Below are 18,510 nucleotides of genomic sequence, written 5' to 3'. Positions count from 1 at the left end.
ATCGATATGGCTTCGAAAAAATCATTTGTCAAAGATTATATGACTAAAAATGTTATTAGTGTTTCTCCAGATACTAAAACTGACGAAATCATTAATTTAATGAAAGAAAGTCACCACAACAGTTATCCTGTTGTTAAAGACAATAAACTAGTTGGAATGGTAACTGCATTTGATATCGTTGCTAAAGAAGAAAGTGAAACAGTAGAAGGCATTATGACAAGTAATTTAGTAGTGGCCAACCCAGAGTTATCTATTAATGATGCATCAAGAGTGATGTTTAGAAGAGGAATATCAAGAATGCCTGTTGTAGATGATAATAATGAATTAGTTGGCATTATCACAAATACTGATATGGTTCGTTCCCACATTGAAAGATCAACACCAAATAAAGTTGAATACTTTAAAAATACATTAGAACAATTATATGGAATTAAAACTGTTTTAAGACATATGGCTGTAGAAACTGATAAATTAAGACCTACCCAGGACAGAGTTTATGCAGATGAACTTGAAGGTAGGACTTATGAATTAGAAATGGGCCTAGCAGAACCAGCAATTGTTGTAAAAACTGGAGACAGATGGATTTTAGTTGATGGACATCACAGAGCTGTTGCTTCATCTCAAAAAGGATATAAAACTGTTGACTCTTATGTTATTGATTTATGTCAAGACATTAAATTAGGTATGGAAAAAACTGCAGATAAAGCAGGAATTAAATGTTTTGATGATATTGAAATAATCGATGACGATAAACATCCTTTAATAGCCCTTACTGAAAGTATTCAAGAACAAGCATCCAAAGGAGATAACGAATGAGTGACGAAATCATTAGAGAAGTTTATAATGTTTTAAAAACACGTCGTGACAACCCTATTGATTCTTATACTTCAAATATTATGAAAGATAGTGATAAAAAGGCCGAAGATAAAATCCTTGAGAAAATTGCTGAAGAAGCAGGTGAGGTACTTATCGCTTCTAAAAATGATGAAAATTTAGTATACGAATCTGTGGATTTAATCTTCCACACACTTTTATTATTAGTTTATAAAGGCGTAGAACTTGACGAAATATTTGATGAATTCGCTAGACGCAGAAAATAAAAATATATTAATAGTTATTCTCATAAAAATAATTTTAAATTAAAAAAAATAAACAGTTGAAACTTATGTTTGATACATTCGCAGAAAAAAAATTTTTATTGAAAGAATTGGTTAAAAGGGATTTAACTGCCAAATACAAAGACTCAACCTTAGGAATTCTTTGGAGTTTTTTCAATCCTCTTTTAGTAATGTTAGTTTTTACAGCAGTTTTTTCAATGTTATTTAGTAAGCAAATAGAAAACTTCCCAGTTTACTTTTTATGCGGACGTTTAGTTTATGATTTCTTTAATTCAGGTACTAAAAGTGCAATGAGATCCATTAAACGTAACGCTGGTTTATTAAAAAAGATTTATGTTCCAAAACATATGTTTATAGTAAGTACTGTGTGTTATGAATTTGTAAACTTCTTAATTTCATTTGGAATATTGTTTGGAGTTATGTTAATAACTGGTGCACCATTCCGGATTACTATTCTCTTCTCAATTATACCAATATTCTTCCTAATATGTTTAATATTCGGTGTTGGATTAATATTATCCGTGTGCAATACATATTTCACAGATTTTGGATATTTATACAATGTATTTACATTACTGTTAATGTATTCCTCAGCATTATTTTATCCTATGGAAGTTGTTCCAGTTACTGTACAGAAAATTTTTACATTAAATCCTGTTTATTCTGCAATTACCTGTATGAGAGAATGTATTGCTTATGGAGTGATTCCAAACATCAGCAAATTATCTTATTTAGCGGCATTTTCTTTAACTGCGCTTGGAATTGGAGTAATACTCTTTAGTATTTATGATAAAAGATTAGCATTAGAAATATAAGGTGACCAAATGATAATAATCGATAAGATAAAAAGTTTCTTAAAAATGGAAAATCCCTTTAAATCAAATGCAATTGATGAAAATGTTGCTATTGACATACAACATGTAGCAATGGAATTTAAAGTATCTAAAGATAAAATTGATACATTAAAGGAATATGTTATCAGAACCATAAAAAGGAATAAAAAAGAAAGTAAAAAAATTAGAATTCTTGATGACATTACATTTAAAATTTATAAAGGTGAAAGAGTAGGTATTCTTGGATTTAATGGTGCTGGAAAAAGTACATTATTGAAGATAATTGCTGGAATTTATGAACCTACAGAAGGAACAATATCAATAAATGGAAAAATTGCGCCTTTATTAGCTTTAAGTGCGGGCTTTGATAAAAATTACAGTGGAAAAAACAATATTTTTTTAAATGCTGCATTTTTAAGTATTGATGAGAAATATATTAAAGAGAAATACGATGAAATTGTTGAATTTTCAGAACTAGGAGAGTTCATCAATTATCCTATAAAAAATTATTCAAAAGGTATGAGGGCGAAATTGGGTTTCTCAGTTGCTACCCTTATTAAACCAGACATACTCATCATTGATGAAATTTTATCAGTGGGAGATGTTAAATTTAGAAAAAAAAGTTCTGAAAAAATTGATTCAATGATGGAAGATGGGGTTACAGTGTTATTAGTATCCCATTCAACAAAACAAATTAAAAGAATTTGTGATAGATGTATTTGGATTGAAAATGGTAGAATCGCTATGGAAGGCGACACTAAAGAAGTTTGTGATGCTTATATTAAAAGTTCAAAAAAATAATACAAAGGTTTTAAAATGGATAAACGATGGATAGCTATATTAATAATTTTAGTAGTTGGAGTAACTTCTATGTATTTCATAGTTAATGAATCAACATCTATTGGAACTGCAATTACAAGTTTAAATAAGTCCATTGTAACAATACCTGAGGGGTTTACAATTGGAGACACCGGTAAAAATTATGTGGAATTATTTAATAAATCTAGCCCTAATGAAAAAATTTATATTGAGGATACTGGGAAAAATAATGATTCATTGAAACAATTTAATGAAAAAATAAAATTACTGCCCCTGCCAAATAATGAAATTGAAATTATAAAAAATATAACTAACACTACTAACGACGTTACTTATCATTCATTTTATTATGAAAACACAACAAGCAATATAATAGACTCTATAACCTTCTTTACAAGTTATGAACACACATATTATATGAAAATGTATGGTTTTAAAAATATTGATACTATGGATGGTGATTTGCAGTTTGTAGTAAAAACCATACAACCTGATTACAAAAGATCACAAGATTAAACATTAGGTGATAATTTGGAATTTACTGTTATAGTTACTTCAAATAATGTAAATGGTACCAAAAAAACAGTAAATTCTTTAATCAACCAAAATTTAAATTTTAAAGAAAATATTAATGTAATACTAATCGATGCCACTGATAAAAAAGAAATAAAAAGTATTTATGAAATATGGGCATCAGAATATTCTAATTTTACATACATTGCAAATGATGAAAATGATTTAATCCAAGTAAAAAATAGATTAATAAACAATATTGACGGAAAGTACGTTAATTTTTTAAATAGTGGAGATTTACTTTCTAAAAATACATTAAAAGATATTTTAAAATATTACAATGAAAATGATAATGTAGATGTAGTTTGCATCCCAACTAATTTTACAGATAATCCCGAAAAAAACCATTGGTCCAATAAAAGATTTGAAAATACAAAAACAATAGATTTGATAAAAAATCCCGATTATTACCAACTATTCGGATCATCATGTTTTATAAAAAGAAATTGCCTAGGGAATCTTAAATTCAAAGACAGCACCAGACAAGATTGTATTTTTATAAATGAAATACTTATAAATAACCCAAAATTAGGGCTTTGTAAAACTGGAAGATGCGATATCCCCATTAATTTAAGAAATAACCTTGAATTAGAAACTTCTCAATCAACAAAAGAATATTACTTTAATTTATGTGAAAACTATTTTGAAAATCTAATTAAAAAAAGTATTGATAAATTTGGTGAAGTTCCCGAATTCATACAGTATTGTATAACCTATGATGCTGCAATAATGTTACATGCTAAAAACACTAATCAGATTTTGAGTGACAGTGAAGTTGAAGCATTTAAAACTTCAATGAGGCATACTTTAAGCCACATCCCTGATGATATAATCCTAAATAACAACATTATGGACGATTATTTAAAAATCAATTGTTTTTTATTGAAATACGGAGAAATTACTGATTCAATACTTGAAAAATTTGATTTAAATACTGTTTTTATAGATATTTATGATATTATTAACGATGAATTAAAAGTATTGGCAAATTTACCTAACGTTTTTGACAGGGATGTTGACGTATTTGTTAATGGAAAACAAATTGAAACAAATAAAATAACATTCCCACAAAGAAATAGAACTTATTTTAATTATAGATATCTAAAAGATTATTCATTTGAATTTACTTTGCCGTTATCTATAGAAAACAAGTATGAAATAGAATTTAAATCCAATAATAACAACCTAAAAATTGATTTTTCAAGGCCTTGTAACTTTTCACGTGTTGCGGGTTATGCAAAAACAAAAGATTACCTAAGTATTTTAAAAGGAAATAAAATATCAATTGAACACAAAACAACTTTAAACTGGATAAAACAAGAATTTAAAACTTTAGTAAAAATGGTTCGAGAACGCAAGCAAGGTTATAAAACAGGAATTCCAATTAGAATTGCTTACATGTTAGGTTATCCTTATTTTAGAAACAAGCATATTTGGTTTTTTATGGATCGTCCTGAAATGTCAGACGATAATGGAATGCATCTTTTCAAATATGCAATTGATAAAGACAAAAACATTAAAAAATATTTTGTTATAAATAAAGATAGTCCTGATTTTAAAGAAATGAAAAAAATTGGCCCTGTACTCGGTTTTAAATCTATTAAACATAGATATTTGGGCTTGTTTGTAGAAAATATAGTTAATAGTCACCCTGACAATCAAATAATTTATCCGTTTTGGGGCAGTTACCCTCATTTTGCAGGGCTGCTAAAATCAAATAATGTATTTTTACAACATGGAATTACTTTACATGACGTATCTTCTTGGTTAAATAAAACTAATATGAATTTATCTTTCTTTTTGACAGGCTCTCCATATGAATATGATTCACTCTTTAAATATCCATACAATTACGAAAAGGATACTATTAAATTATTGGGTTTTCCTAGATTTGATAATCTAGAAAATGAAACAAAAAAACAGATATTAATAATGCCTACTTGGAGACGAGACTTAGAAAAAAAATCAAATGAGCATATCATTCAGACAGAATATTTCAAAACATTTAATTCATTAATTAATAATGAAAAATTGATTGAATCTGCAAAAGAAAATGGCTATGAAATAATATTTAGGCCACATCCTAACGTTTATAACTTCATTGAAGAATTTGATAAAAATGATTATGTAAAAATTGATTATGAACGAGTGAAATATCAAGCATTATTCAACCAAGGATCCATATTAATCACTGATTATTCCTCTGTTGCATTTGATTTTGCTTATCTTAAAAAACCTCTCATTTATTATCATTATGGTGAAGATTTTCATTTTAATTTAGAAGAAAGCTATTTTGACTATGAAACTATGGGCTTTGGTGAAATTTGTAAAAATGAAGAGGAGTTAGTCAATTTAATTATTGATAATATGAAAAATAATTGTGAAATCAAAGATGAATACTCAAAAAGAGTTGATGAATTCTTTGCATTTACCGATAAAAACAACTGCAAAAGAGTTTACGATGAAATTAAAAAAATTCCTTTAAAGGATTAATTCCATATTGTGCATTCCTCTCTCAAAACTTCCTATTTTAACTCTTTTTTTATTAAATTCCTTAAATCCTATTTTTTCGTATAGTTTTCGAGCCCCCACATTTCTAAAATCAGCATCTATAGTAACTCGATTAAGTTTTTTGGATTTGGCATATTCAATTACATCAAATATAACCTGCCTACCTATTCCCTGACCTCTAAGTGAATCATCAATAGCTATTTCAGCCAAATATAAATCATCCTTTTTAACATCAGATAAAACAAAATAATCAAGGACATCAACAATTATCAATTTTAAAGATTTAATCCTTATATCAAGAGGCTTATCTGACACATATGCCATTAAAACCCCAATAATCTCATTATTATCATTTAAGATTACTTTAAAAGTGCTTGTAGGATTATGTTTTTTTAAATCATTTGCGATAGTTGAAATTGCTTTAGAACTATCCTTGAATAACATGTCAAATGTCCTAAAGTCAACATCATAAACTAATTTTGCAACTTTTAAAATATCATGAGTTTTGGGATTGAAATTTTCATAATGCAAATTAATCACTTTTTACAATAGTTAGGGCAAAAACACCTGCTCCAAATCCATTATCAATATTTACAACTGCAATTCCTGGTGCACAAGATTGAAGCATAGCATCTAGTGCGACTCGTCCACCTTCACCAACACCATAGCCAACAGATGTTGGAACCCCTATAACCGGGACATCTACAAGACCTGCAACAACAGATGGAAGTGCTCCTTCCATCCCAGCACAAACAATAAATGCTCGCACTCCTTCCTTAACCATGTGTGCTATTTGTGGAAACAATCTATGGATTCCAGCAATTCCAATATCGTAAGAGGTAATAGCTTCACAACCACCCTCTTCAACAATGACCCGTGCTTCCTCTGCAATATCAATATCAGATGTTCCGGCAGTTATAATGCCTATTTTAGCAATAGGTTCTCTTTTTTTAATTTCTTTTCTAATAATTAGTATATGGGCTCTAGGATTGTAATCAAAAATTAATGAATTATCACCTAAATCGTCGAATATCTTTTCATAACGTTCAGCAGACAATTTAGTGATTATTAAATCATTATCACTTGCTTCAATATATTTTTTTATTATAATTAGTAAATCTTCATAATTCTTGCTTGGTGCGAAAACTGCTTCTGGAAAACCAGTTCTTTCATTTCTTTTAATATCTAACTTAGCAATGTCATCAAATTCTAAAATGCTAGCTGATTTTAACAATTGCTCAGCTTCATCGATATCAACCTCACCATTTATTAACTTCTCAAGAATATCTTTCATAATATATTATTTAAGATAAAATTATATAAAATTTAACTTACAATATTATAATTTAATGAATGCTTTAAAGATTTTAACTCAAGGAATCGTCCAAGGTGTGGGATTTAGACCCTATGTTTACAGGCTAGCCAAAGATTTAAATCTAAATGGAAGTGTTAGAAACCTTGGAAATGTAGTTGAAATCATAATTGAGGGTGAAAATGTTCAAAAATTTGTTGAAAGGTTGCCTAATGAACTGCCTCCAATAGCAAAAATCGATTCCATGAATGTGGAAGAAATTTCTGCAAATAATTATACTGATTTTGAAATTATCGAAAGTGCAGACTCATATTCCGGTGTTAGCGTAATTCCTCCGGATATAGCAATTTGCGATAAATGTCTTGAAGAAATTAGAAATCCGAAAGACAGACGTTATAAATATGCATTTAATGCTTGTACCGATTGCGGACCAAGATTTACTGTGATTGAAAGTGTTCCATATGATCGTGAGAGAACCTCAATGGACGAATTTCCACTATGTGAGGAATGCTTAGTTGAGTACAAAGAACCTCTAAACAGACGTTATCATGGTGAGGCAATTTGTTGCAGTGATTGCGGACCTCAAATGGAAATCTATGAAGGATTAGATAAAATCGAATGTGATAATCCTATTAAGTTAGGTGCAGATATCCTAAAAGAAGGTAAAATATTGGCCATTAAAGGAATTGGCGGAACACATTTAGTTGTTGATGCATACAATGACAAAGCAATTAAAGAACTTAGAAAAAGATTAAATCGTCCAAATCAAGCTTTTGCAGTGATGTGTAAAGATTTGGAAAGCCTTAAAAAATATGCTCAGTTAACTTCAAAGGAAATCAACACAATTACTTCAAATAAAAGACCTATCGTGATTTTAAAGAAAAATGAAAATTATCCATTCCCTGAAAGCTTATCTCCAGGCCTCCACAATATTGGAGTGATGCTTCCATACTCTCCAATGCATTATCTGCTTTTTGATGAGGGGGAAATTGATACATATGTTATGACTTCAGCCAATATCCCTGGAGAGCCAATGATGATTACAAATGAAGAAATTATCAATGGCGTTAACGATTATTCATTAGTTCACAACCGTAAAATATTAAACAGATGTGATGATTCCGTTATCCGATTTAGAAACAATGAACTATCATTCATTAGAAGATCACGTGGATACACACCAGAGCCTTACACAATAAACTATGAAGTAAATGATGCAGATGTACTAGCATTAGGCCCTGAACTTGATGTGACATTTTCAATAGCTCGTGACAATATTGTATATCCTTCACAGCATATTGGAAATACAAACAAACCAAAAACATTGGAATTTTTAAAAACTGCTATTGAAAATATGTGCCAGATTACAAAAATTAATGAATTTGATATCATTGCCTGTGATATGCATCCGCATTTCTTTACCACACGATTAGCCTATGAACTTGCAGAAAAATATGGTGCGGAAGTCCTTCCAGTCCAACACCACCATGCACACTCTGTTGCACTTGCAAATGACAGTTCTATTGAAGAAATGATTGTTATTGCTGCTGATGGAGTAGGTTATGGAAGTGACGGGACAAGCTGGGGCGGAGAGATTCTCTATACTGACATTAAAAACTTTGAAAGATTAGCTCATTTACAGCCACAATTAATGCCTGGAGGGGACGTGGCAACAAAATATCCTGCAAGAATGCTTGCAAGCATCTTAAATGATAAAGATTTAATTAAAAATTATTCTGACTACTTCAAATATGGTGAAATTGAAATAAAAAATATTTTCAAACAAATTGAAGCTGGAATCAATGTTGGAAAAACAACAAGTACCGGCCGAGTCCTTGATTCAATCGCCGTTGCTTTAGAAATTTGTCATGAAAGGACCTATGAAGGAGAATGCTCTATGAAACTAGAATCTGCAGCATATTATTCAACTAAAGATTTAGAAATTCCAGTTATTATTGAAAACAACCAATTAAATACCACTGAAATATTAAGGGAAGTCGTGAAGTTATACCAAAATGGAGAAAAAAAGGCAGACGTTGCAGCTGCAGGTCAGTTTGCAGTAGCCAACGGATTAAGTAAACTTGCAATAACAGCTGCAGACAAGAAAAATATAGATGATATCGGTGCTACAGGAGGGGTGTTCTACAACGAAGCCATCACAAACACCGTTAAAAATCATATCGAAAATAATGGTTATAATTTCATCCAACATAAAAACACTTGTGCTGGAGACGGATCAGTATCTCTTGGACAAGTTATTGTGGCTAAAAAAAAGTAGGAAAATTGTTTGAAAATTAATTCAAACAATAACAATGAAGTTATCTATTTTTAAGAGTTCTCTCAAGAATGTATTCAGCTCTTTCTTTAAGATTTCCATACAATCTGATTTGATTTTTTAATTCATCGATAGCTTCAAGTTGTCCATCATCAATTCTTTTTTCAATGTCTAACAGTTTAGACCATTCATCACCTGATGGAAGTTGTAATGTATTGAGCATGTCATCTGTGAACTTAACATCAAAATTATTTCTATTAATAGTAATGTGGATGTTAACTTCATTTTGTAAATCATAATATTTACGTGGACGACCTCTTAAAATCTTTTTATAAGAAGAATTCAATATTCCTATGTCTTCCATAGCACGTAAATGTGCAATAATTGCTTTTTGACCAATATCTAGTTCATTTGAGATTTCACTAACAAACATAGGTTCTTCTCTTAAAAGGTTTATAATGTCCCTTCTAGTCTTACAACCCATTACATCAAGTATATCCTCCACATCAATGTCATCTACAGGGTCATTATATCCACCACGGATTTCAATATGACCTTTAGGTAAATCAGCATTTTTGTGAGATTTTCTATTTTTCTCAATGTCGTTTGTATCACTCATAATTAATAATTATATCCTAACCATATTTAAATCATTATGTTTTTGTTACCCTTTGTAAGAAAATATATGCAAAATATCGAAACATTTATATAACTTTTTGTAACTATAATAATGTAAGAGAAAGATAACTTTTGGTTACTTTAATATTTGGTTCAGAAAAACTTAAAGTAATAACTCTGATTTGATGAACCATTTTCCTATATATCCATAAATTCCCAAAAAACCAATATTAAAGAGCCGAAGTGTGAATTCTCGGTTAAGAGTTATTACCAGAGTTTTTCAAAAAACCTAAAAAAAAGGTGCAAATATGACTGATGAAAAAAAGAGTGAAACTGAAGTTGAAACCCAAGATCTTCAAGAAAAATATGATGAAATTCTTGAGGAGCTAACTCTAAAAGATGAAGAGTTGCAAAAAGTTAAAGAAGATCTTGAAAAATCAGAAAGTGAAACTCAAGAATACATTTCACTATCACAAAGACTTCAAGCGGATTTTGAAAATTTCAAAAAAATAACTGATAAACAAAATAAAGAAATTATCAAATTTGCAAATCAAAACATCATAAAAGAATTCCTTGATTGTTACGAAGACTTCGGTAGAGCTTTAGAAATTGAAAATGATAAAGATTTAAGAGAAGGTATCGAACTCATCTATAATAAATTTAGTGATATTCTAACAAAAGAAGGCGTTGAAGAAATTCCTGCAAAAGGAGAAAAATTCGATTTAAATAAACATGAAGCATTAATGGTTCAAGAATCAGAAGATGTTGAAAATGGATATATTATAGAAGAGTTAATGAAAGGATACATGTACAAAGATAAAGTTCTTAAATATTCAAAAGTTATAGTTTGTAAAAAATAACGTTTATTAAATAATTTATGAAAAAAAATAGGTGATAATTATGTCTGATACTAAAAAAGAAAAAATTATTGGAATTGACCTTGGAACAAGTAACTCCGCAGCATCAGTGCTTGTAGGAGGAAAACCAACCACAATTCCATCTGCAGAAGGAGCAAGCCAATATGGTAAATCCTTCCCAAGTTATGTTGCATTTACTGATGACGGTCAAATGTTAGTGGGTGAACCTGCAAGAAGACAAGCAGTAACAAACCCTGAAAACACTATTAGTGCAATTAAAAGAAGTATGGGTACAAACCACAAAGTAAACGTGAATGGAAAAGAATATTCTCCACAAGAAATTTCCGCATTTATTTTGCAAAAAATTAAAAAAGATGCAGAAACTTTCTTAGGCGAACCAATTCAAAAAGCTGTAATTACCGTACCTGCTTACTTTGACGACAACCAAAGGACCGCAACCAAAGACGCAGGAACTATTGCAGGACTTGACGTTGTAAGACTTGTAAACGAACCAACTGCAGCAAGCCTCGCATATGGTCTTGATAAATCTGATGAAGAAGACATGAATATTATGGTTTACGATTTAGGTGGAGGTACCTTAGACGTAACTATCATGGAATTCGGTGGAGGAGTATTTGAAGTAAGATCCACCAGCGGAGACACCCAACTCGGTGGTACCGATATGGATAATGTATTAATCAAATACTTAGCTGATGAATTCAAAGCACAAGAAGGTATTGACTTAATGGATAATGACCAAGCAGTACAAAGATTAAGAGAAGCTGCTGAAAAAGCAAAAATCGAATTATCCACCACCACAACAACTGAAGTCAACTTACCATTCATCGCAATGGGAACTGACGGAACTCCTAAAAACTTAATCATTTCCCTTACAAGAGCAAAATTAGAAGAATTAGTTGACTCCATTGTAGAAAAATCAGGTAAACCAATGCAACAAGCATTAGATGACGCTAAAATGAGCAAAGGAGAAATTGATAAAATCATCTTAGTTGGTGGACCTACCAGAATGCCAATCGTGCAAAAATTTGTTGAAAAATTCATAGGAAAACCAGTTGAACGTGGTATTGACCCAATGGAATGTGTATCCATGGGTGCAGCTATTCAAGGAGGAGTATTAGCTGGTGAAATTAAAGACATCGTTCTTTTAGACGTAACTCCATTATCATTAGGTATCGAAACCTTAGGTGGAGTATCAACTACATTAATTGAAAGAAACACAACTATTCCTACCAAAAAAAGCCAAATCTTTTCCACAGCTGCAGATAACCAACCATCTGTAGACATCAATGTATTGCAAGGGGAAAGAAAAATGGCTGCCGACAACACTTCATTAGGTCGTTTCCAACTCGTAGGTATACCACCTGCACCAAGAGGCGTTCCGCAAATTGAAGTAACATTCGATATTGACGCAAACGGTATTATTAATGTAACTGCTAAAGATAAAGGAACAGGTAAAGAACAAGCAATTACCATTACTTCCTCAACCAAATTGTCCGATGACGAAATTGAACAAAAAATCAAAGAAGCAGAAATGAATGCTGAAGCAGATGCAAAAAGACAAGAAGAAATCGAAATCAGAAACAATGCAGACTCATTAATTTACACTTCAGAAAAAACTTTAGATGAACTCAAAGATCAAGTATCTGAAGATGAAAAAACCAAAGTCGAAGGACTTGTAGCTGAATTAAGAGAACTTATAGCTGGCGATGACGTTGATGCCATTAAAGCAAAGTCTGATGAATTATCCAACATAATTCAAGAGATTGGTGCAAAAATATACCAACAAGCACAAGCTGAAGCACAAGCTCAGCAACAAGCTGGAGCTGACCCTAACGCTGGTGCTCAAGACAATAGTGATGATGACACAATTGATGCAGACTATGAAGTAAAAGACTAGATTAAATAATTAAGTTTTATTAATTGTTGGGTATAAACAAAACAGAATCAGAATCAATAAATAAACTGACAATGAAATAAAACTATTATTTATTCTATTTTATTTTTTAAATTTTATTAAGGTGAAGAAATGGCAGACAAGCGAGATTATTATGAAGTTCTTGGAGTAGATAAATCTGCTGATGAAAAGACAATCAAGAAAGCTTATCGTAAACTAGCCAGAAAATACCATCCAGATGTATGTGATGAACCTGATGCAGAAGAAAAGTTTAAAGAGGTAAGTGAAGCTTATGCTGTCTTGTCTGATGATGAAAAACGTCAAAGATATGACCAATTTGGTCATGCTGGAATGGATGGATTTACTGCAGAAGACTTCTATCAAAACGTAAACTTTGAAGATATCTTCCAAGGCTTCGATATTGGAAACATATTTGACATGTTCGGCTTTGGTGGAGGTTCTCGTTCAAGAAATGCTAGAACTGGCCCACAAAGGGGTTCAGATATCTACACAGAAGTTCCAATTACTTTAGAAGAAGCATTCCAAGGATGCGAAAAAGAAATTAAAATTACAAGAAGCGAATTATGCCCAACTTGTAATGGGTCCAAATCAAAACCTGGCTCTGAACCGGAAACCTGTAAGGTTTGTGGCGGAACAGGTCAAATTAAAGAGGTCAGCAATACATTCCTAGGCCAAATGGTAAACGTTAGACCTTGTAGGTCATGTGGAGGTACCGGTAAAATAATCACCGACCCTTGTGAAGAGTGCCACGGAAAAGGAAGTATCAGAAAAACCAAAACAATTAAAATTGAAATTCCTGAAGGAGTTGATGAAGGTAATCACTTAAGAGTTTCCGGTGAAGGAAACTGTGGTGAAGCTGCAGGCCTTGAAGGAGATTTAATTGTTACAGTTCATGTTAAACGGCATAAAAAATTCGTCCGTGAGGGCGATCACCTATACCTAGACCAACAAATCAGTTTCCCTCAAGCGGCACTTGGGGACCTAATCAGCATCCCAACCATTGAAGGAAAAGAAGTTGAGTTTAAGGTCACACCAGGAACACAAAGCGAAACCGTTTACAAATTAAGGGGACAAGGTATGAACTCTGTCAGACACAACGGCAGAGGAAACATGTATGTCACCGTTAAAGTAGTTGTTCCTAAAAAGTTAAATTCAAAACAAAAAGACTTGCTTAAAGAGTTCTCTGAAATCAGTGGCGAAGAAATCAAACACGTTGAAAGAGGAATTTTTGATAGAGTTAAAGACGCAATGAAATAAATTAGTTTTCGACTAATTTATTTTCCTCCCTATTTTTTATTATTTTTTTTGAAAAATCTATTTTCCATTAATTGAAATTTTAGATGAAATTTTTCTATCAATTTAAATGAAATACTTATTAATTAAATTACTTATAATTAAAAAAACATCTGAAATTAAGAAGCTATGTTTAATAATTTTAATGATGTATTTTAAAAATAGTAAATATAAATTTGGTTATCTACATGAAAAAATAAAAAAAGAATAGAGATTAATAAAAATCTCTATTTAACTGTAATAACTGATTTTGCAGAAGATGCTTTGTAAGATCCGTTGCCTGCAAATTTAACTACTGCTTTGTAACTACCTTTTTTATTCAATTTGGTAATTTTAAAGGTAGCTTTACCTTTAGCATTAGTTGTAGCTTTGTAAGTTTTACCGTTAACTTTAATAGTTACTTTAACACTTCCAAGAGCTTTATTATTAGCTTTTACAGTTACAGCGTATTTTTTAGTTTTTGTTTTTACACTAAATGCCTTTTTAGCTGCGGTAATTTTGGTAGCTGCTTTGGTGACTACAATTTTATTAGTTGCCTCTTTTGGACCATATACATCATCACCATCATATGATACTTTAACAGTGTGAGTTCCAACAGGTAAATAAGCATTGAATCTAGCAACACCTTTTGCATTTGTAGCTGCTACATCTACAAGGTCTACGCCCATAGTTAAAACAAGTGTCTTATTTACAACAGGATTACCATTTTCATCTACTACAGTTACAACAAACTGAGTAGCAGAATCATATGCTTTAGTTAAATCATCTGCAATGATAATTATTTTGTAAGTTGGACCGGTTCCTGAAATTGTAATATTATTAGCTACCTCAATAGCATTTCTACCAACATTGTTAGCCACTAAGTCATTATTATCAATTGAACCAGTAACACCAGCAGCAATTGAAATTGCATAATCACTAGTAGATCTAATGGTGTTATTAGCTATTAAAGCATCACCAGCAACTACTTTAATACCATAGGTGTCAACACCAAATGCTTCCCAAGCAGACTCATTACCTACATTTGAACCTGAAGAAACAATTAAATTGTTAACAACATATAATTTAGCTACTTTTGAAGCAATACCTTTGGTATAGTTTCCATCAACATAAATGCAGTTATTTATGATTTCACTTTCAACGTCACCTAATGACATGCCAATAACAAGATAAGCATCACCATAAATGTCGTTGTTGACATAGCTTACAGATACATTTTGACCATTCATACCAGAATAGATAGGGTAAGCAGAACTTACACCAGTAGCATGAATATCGTTACCAAAGATTACACCGGTAGCAGGACCTTCAACATCAATACCATTAGCATAGTAATTATCTGATGTGGCATAAATGGAATTATCATAAATAAAGAAGTTTTCACCTGAAACTATAATTCCATAGATGTAAGTATGACCATTAGCTTCGATGTCATTTCCAGTAACATTAATATCAGTACAGTTGTCAAAGTCTACAGCATAAATAGTGTCATATAATCCACTAACATCACCATAATTAACATTTACTTCATTATCTGAAAATACAACATCTTTTGAATTTTCAATGAGTATACCTTCACTGACAGGGGAACTTACCCAGTTACCTGAACCGGTAGGAACCTCAGTCCAAGGAACATAACAAGAAACTAACTCTAAATAGAATTTATTACCAGTAATTTTAGCTAAATCAGTTTCATATAGGAAAATACCATAATTTAAACCATCACCTTCAGTAGTACCTTGATAATCAATGGTGTTATTAGAAATAGTCAAGTTAGAAGCATATGTAGCAGCAATTGCAGCAGCATCTTTATCATCATTAGCAACAACGTTAATGAAGTTATTTTCTATATCAACATTTTGAATACCATTAATCTCAACACCAGTACCCGGAGTTGCAATTACATTTTCTTTTAAGGTTAAATTACCTTTGACGACTTTAACACCAACAGCTTCTACACCAAATGCTTCCCAAATGGATTCATTTCCAACTTCACTAGAAGTTAAAACAATTCTATTGTCTATAAGTTCAATGACATCCCCTCTGTAAGCAACACCAGTAGAGTAATTACCATCTAACATGACAGTGTTTCCGTAAAGAGAACAATCAACATCACCTAAAGAGAAACCAAATACATTGTAAGCATTACCTTTAATTTCATTATTAACATAGCAAGCAGTAACATTTGCACCGTTCATACCTGAGTAAATAGCATAAGCAGACACAACACTATTGACAGAAATAGCATTGAGGTTGACTAAACCACTAGCAGGACCTTCAATATCAATACCGTTAGCATAATAGTTATCAGATTCTACTGTAATAGCATTACCTATAATTGTGAAGTCTTGACCGCTTACTTGGATACCATAAATGTAAGTGTGACCTTTAGCAGTAATATTATTGGCATTGATCACAGCTTCATCGGAGTTTTTAAAGGAAATTGCATAAATAGTATCATAAGAACCAGAAATATCGCCATAGGTTAACTCAACAGTGTTTGCTTCAAAAGTTGCATAATCTGATGAATCAAATACAATACCTTCACTGACCGGGAAACTTACCCAGTTACCTGAACCGGTAGGAATTTCGAACCAAGGAACATAGCAAGAAACTAAATCTAAAATGAAATTATTCTGAGAGAAATAAGCGTCAGTAGTATTGTAAACGTAAACCACATTATTAATACCAGTTCCTTTAGTTAAACCTTGATAATCAATAGTATTACCAATAACTTCTAAACCATCAATTTCATCAACATAAATTGCATAAGCATCTTTATCCTCATTACCGACGACATTTATAAAGTTGTCTTCCAAATTAGCGTTAACAGGACCTTCGAAAGAGACACCTTTACCTGGAGTTGCAATAGTGTTATCTGTCATGCTTACATTACCTTTGATGACTTTAACACCTACAGCTTCCACACCAAATGCTTCCCAAACGGATTCGTTTCCAACTTCACTAGAAGTTAAAACAATTTGATTTCCTTCAAGTTCAATATCTTCTCCTCTGTAAGCAACACCAGTAGAGTAATTACCCTCCAACATAACAGTGTTTTCGTAAAGAGAACACTCAACATCACCTAAGGAGAAACCAAATACATTGTAAGCAGTAGCCTCAATTTCATTATTATAGTAGCTTGTACTAACATTTGCACCGTTCATACCTGAGTAAATAGCATAAGCAGACTGTACACCAGTAACAGAAATAATATTTTCATCGACTGCACCACTAGCAGGACCTTCTATATCAATACCGTTTGCATAGTAATTATCAGATCCCACATCAATTTCATTGCCAATAATAACAAACTCATATCCGGAAATAATAATACCGTAAATGTAAGTGTGACCATTAGCAACGATAATGTTGTCTTTAATTAAAGCCCCGTCAGAGTCTTTAAAGTCCACTGTATAGATAGTATCATAAGAACCGGAAGCATTAACATAGTTCAATTCTACTTCATTTTCTTGGAAGATAACATCATCAGATGATTCAATTAAAATACCTTCACTAGCTGGAGAACTTACCCAATTACCAGATCCTGCAGGAATTTCTTCCCATACAACAGGAACTGAATTCAAATAAAGATTAAACTTGTTTCCTTTAATTGTTGCACCGTAAGATCCGTAAACATAAATTCCATTATTTGCTGTACTTCCGGTTGTAGTTCCAAGATAATTAATTGTATTATCGATTAACTGGAAGTTATTAGCAAGAACTGCAGCGATTGCAGCTCCATCTCCATCTTCAACTGCTTTAAAATTAATTGTTGTTTTTTCAACTTGAACGTTAGTTACATTAAATATTGAAATAGCACTTGAATTATAGATTGAACTAGCACCATTAATGTTCTGATTAATAGTTAAACCAGAGATAACAACATCACTTGAATTAACCACAATAGCCATATTAGTAATAGTTGCATTATCACCAGTTATTCTAATCGGACGATCTAATTTAATTATATCCACACCAACATCAGCAATGTCACCTTTAAAAGTCAATTCATCTGAAGTGACATTTGCCAATAATGATCCGGTTGAATCAAAATAGTTGTAAAAAGTATCTTTTGTTACAACATCCCCATCGCTTAAAGCTTGACTGTCTTCGTCAACAGCGAGAGTTTCAAAATCATCTATTTCATCAATAGCTACTGCATCTGCATTGTCATCAGCTGCAAAAGTTGCACTGATGGACAACATTACAACACAAAGCAAGATTAATGAAATAAATAAACTTTTTGCTTTAATATTTCCACCTCATTTAAAATATGTTCAATAAAAGAATAGCCTAAAATTTTAATAAAGTAATAATTTGACTATACAATTATAAGTTAAGTTTAAGAATATTTAAATATTA

14 protein-coding genes are annotated in these 18,510 nt (G+C 31.5%); 10 read left to right on the top strand and 4 right to left on the bottom strand.

Annotated elements, in window-relative coordinates; all coding sequences use genetic code 11:
* The first annotated feature begins 6 nt into the window (after nucleotides 1–6).
* From ACKI32_RS06550 to ACKI32_RS06525, 6 genes are all read left to right on the top strand, one after another.
* Nucleotides 7–816 (top strand): CBS domain-containing ParB/RepB/Spo0J family partition protein, encoded by an 810-nt coding sequence (locus tag ACKI32_RS06550; RefSeq protein WP_407414704.1) that lies wholly within the window; start codon nucleotides 7–9, stop codon nucleotides 814–816.
* The gene (hisE, locus tag ACKI32_RS06545; RefSeq protein ID WP_407414702.1) at nucleotides 813–1,100 is read left to right on the top strand and encodes a phosphoribosyl-ATP diphosphatase; all 288 of its coding nucleotides are present in this window, start codon (nucleotides 813–815) and stop codon (nucleotides 1,098–1,100) included. Before ACKI32_RS06550 ends, hisE begins: the two co-directional genes overlap by 4 nt.
* Before the next feature lie 65 nt (nucleotides 1,101–1,165).
* Nucleotides 1,166–1,933 carry an ABC transporter permease gene (locus tag ACKI32_RS06540; protein ID WP_407414700.1) on the top strand — a complete coding sequence of 256 codons (768 nt, stop codon included), beginning with the start codon at nucleotides 1,166–1,168 and terminating at the stop codon, nucleotides 1,931–1,933.
* Between the two features lie 9 nt (nucleotides 1,934–1,942).
* A complete protein-coding gene (locus ACKI32_RS06535; protein ID WP_407414698.1) occupies nucleotides 1,943–2,752 on the top strand; it encodes an ABC transporter ATP-binding protein in 810 nt (269 codons plus the stop codon).
* A gap of 15 nt (nucleotides 2,753–2,767) precedes the next feature.
* Nucleotides 2,768–3,286, top strand: a complete 519-nt coding sequence (locus ACKI32_RS06530) for a hypothetical protein (RefSeq protein ID WP_407414696.1) — start codon at nucleotides 2,768–2,770, stop codon at nucleotides 3,284–3,286.
* 15 nt (nucleotides 3,287–3,301) lie between these two features.
* On the top strand, nucleotides 3,302–5,836 hold the full coding sequence (locus ACKI32_RS06525; protein ID WP_407414694.1) for a CDP-glycerol glycerophosphotransferase family protein: 2,535 nt from the start codon (nucleotides 3,302–3,304) through the stop codon (nucleotides 5,834–5,836).
* On the opposite strand, the gene ACKI32_RS06520 is transcribed toward ACKI32_RS06525, so the two are convergent.
* Both ACKI32_RS06520 and larB read right to left on the bottom strand, forming a co-directional pair.
* Nucleotides 5,825–6,394: a GNAT family N-acetyltransferase gene (locus ACKI32_RS06520; RefSeq protein WP_407414692.1), complete on the bottom strand. Its 570-nt coding sequence runs from the start codon at nucleotides 6,392–6,394 to the stop codon at nucleotides 5,825–5,827. The genes ACKI32_RS06525 and ACKI32_RS06520 overlap by 12 nt on opposite strands.
* Complete coding sequence (gene larB, locus ACKI32_RS06515; RefSeq protein ID WP_407414690.1) at nucleotides 6,387–7,148, bottom strand: nickel pincer cofactor biosynthesis protein LarB; 762 nt, start codon at nucleotides 7,146–7,148, stop codon at nucleotides 6,387–6,389. The genes ACKI32_RS06520 and larB overlap by 8 nt, the downstream gene beginning before the upstream one ends.
* A 55-nt stretch (nucleotides 7,149–7,203) precedes the next feature.
* Between larB and hypF the strand changes: the two genes are divergently transcribed.
* Nucleotides 7,204–9,444: a carbamoyltransferase HypF gene (gene hypF / locus ACKI32_RS06510; RefSeq protein ID WP_407414687.1), complete on the top strand. Its 2,241-nt coding sequence runs from the start codon at nucleotides 7,204–7,206 to the stop codon at nucleotides 9,442–9,444.
* Between the two features lie 40 nt (nucleotides 9,445–9,484).
* Here hypF and ACKI32_RS06505 read toward each other — a convergent pair whose 3' ends face one another.
* Nucleotides 9,485–10,060, bottom strand: coding sequence for an ArsR/SmtB family transcription factor (locus ACKI32_RS06505; protein WP_407414685.1), 576 nt, complete (start codon nucleotides 10,058–10,060; stop codon nucleotides 9,485–9,487).
* A gap of 307 nt (nucleotides 10,061–10,367) precedes the next feature.
* On the opposite strand from ACKI32_RS06505, the gene ACKI32_RS06500 reads away from it, so the two are divergent.
* The 3 genes from ACKI32_RS06500 (at nucleotide 10,368) to dnaJ (ending at nucleotide 14,109) form a co-directional block, all read left to right on the top strand.
* Nucleotides 10,368–10,919, top strand: a complete 552-nt coding sequence (locus tag ACKI32_RS06500) for a nucleotide exchange factor GrpE (protein WP_407414683.1) — start codon at nucleotides 10,368–10,370, stop codon at nucleotides 10,917–10,919.
* A 40-nt stretch (nucleotides 10,920–10,959) separates the two neighbouring features.
* Complete coding sequence (gene dnaK, locus ACKI32_RS06495; RefSeq protein WP_407414681.1) at nucleotides 10,960–12,834, top strand: molecular chaperone DnaK; 1,875 nt, start codon at nucleotides 10,960–10,962, stop codon at nucleotides 12,832–12,834.
* A 129-nt stretch (nucleotides 12,835–12,963) separates the two neighbouring features.
* Nucleotides 12,964–14,109: a molecular chaperone DnaJ gene (gene dnaJ, locus ACKI32_RS06490; protein WP_407414679.1), complete on the top strand. Its 1,146-nt coding sequence runs from the start codon at nucleotides 12,964–12,966 to the stop codon at nucleotides 14,107–14,109.
* 263 nt (nucleotides 14,110–14,372) lie between these two features.
* Here the strand turns inward: dnaJ and ACKI32_RS06485 are convergent, their stop codons facing one another.
* Complete coding sequence (locus tag ACKI32_RS06485; RefSeq protein WP_407414677.1) at nucleotides 14,373–18,368, bottom strand: right-handed parallel beta-helix repeat-containing protein; 3,996 nt, start codon at nucleotides 18,366–18,368, stop codon at nucleotides 14,373–14,375.
* Between the last annotated feature and the right edge of the window lie 142 nt (nucleotides 18,369–18,510).

This window comes from Methanobrevibacter sp., assembly GCF_045611865.1.
Taxonomy (GTDB): domain Archaea; phylum Methanobacteriota; class Methanobacteria; order Methanobacteriales; family Methanobacteriaceae; genus Methanocatella.
The sequence above is the reverse complement of the archived record's forward strand: the minus strand, read 5'-3'. Positions and strand labels throughout refer to the sequence as shown.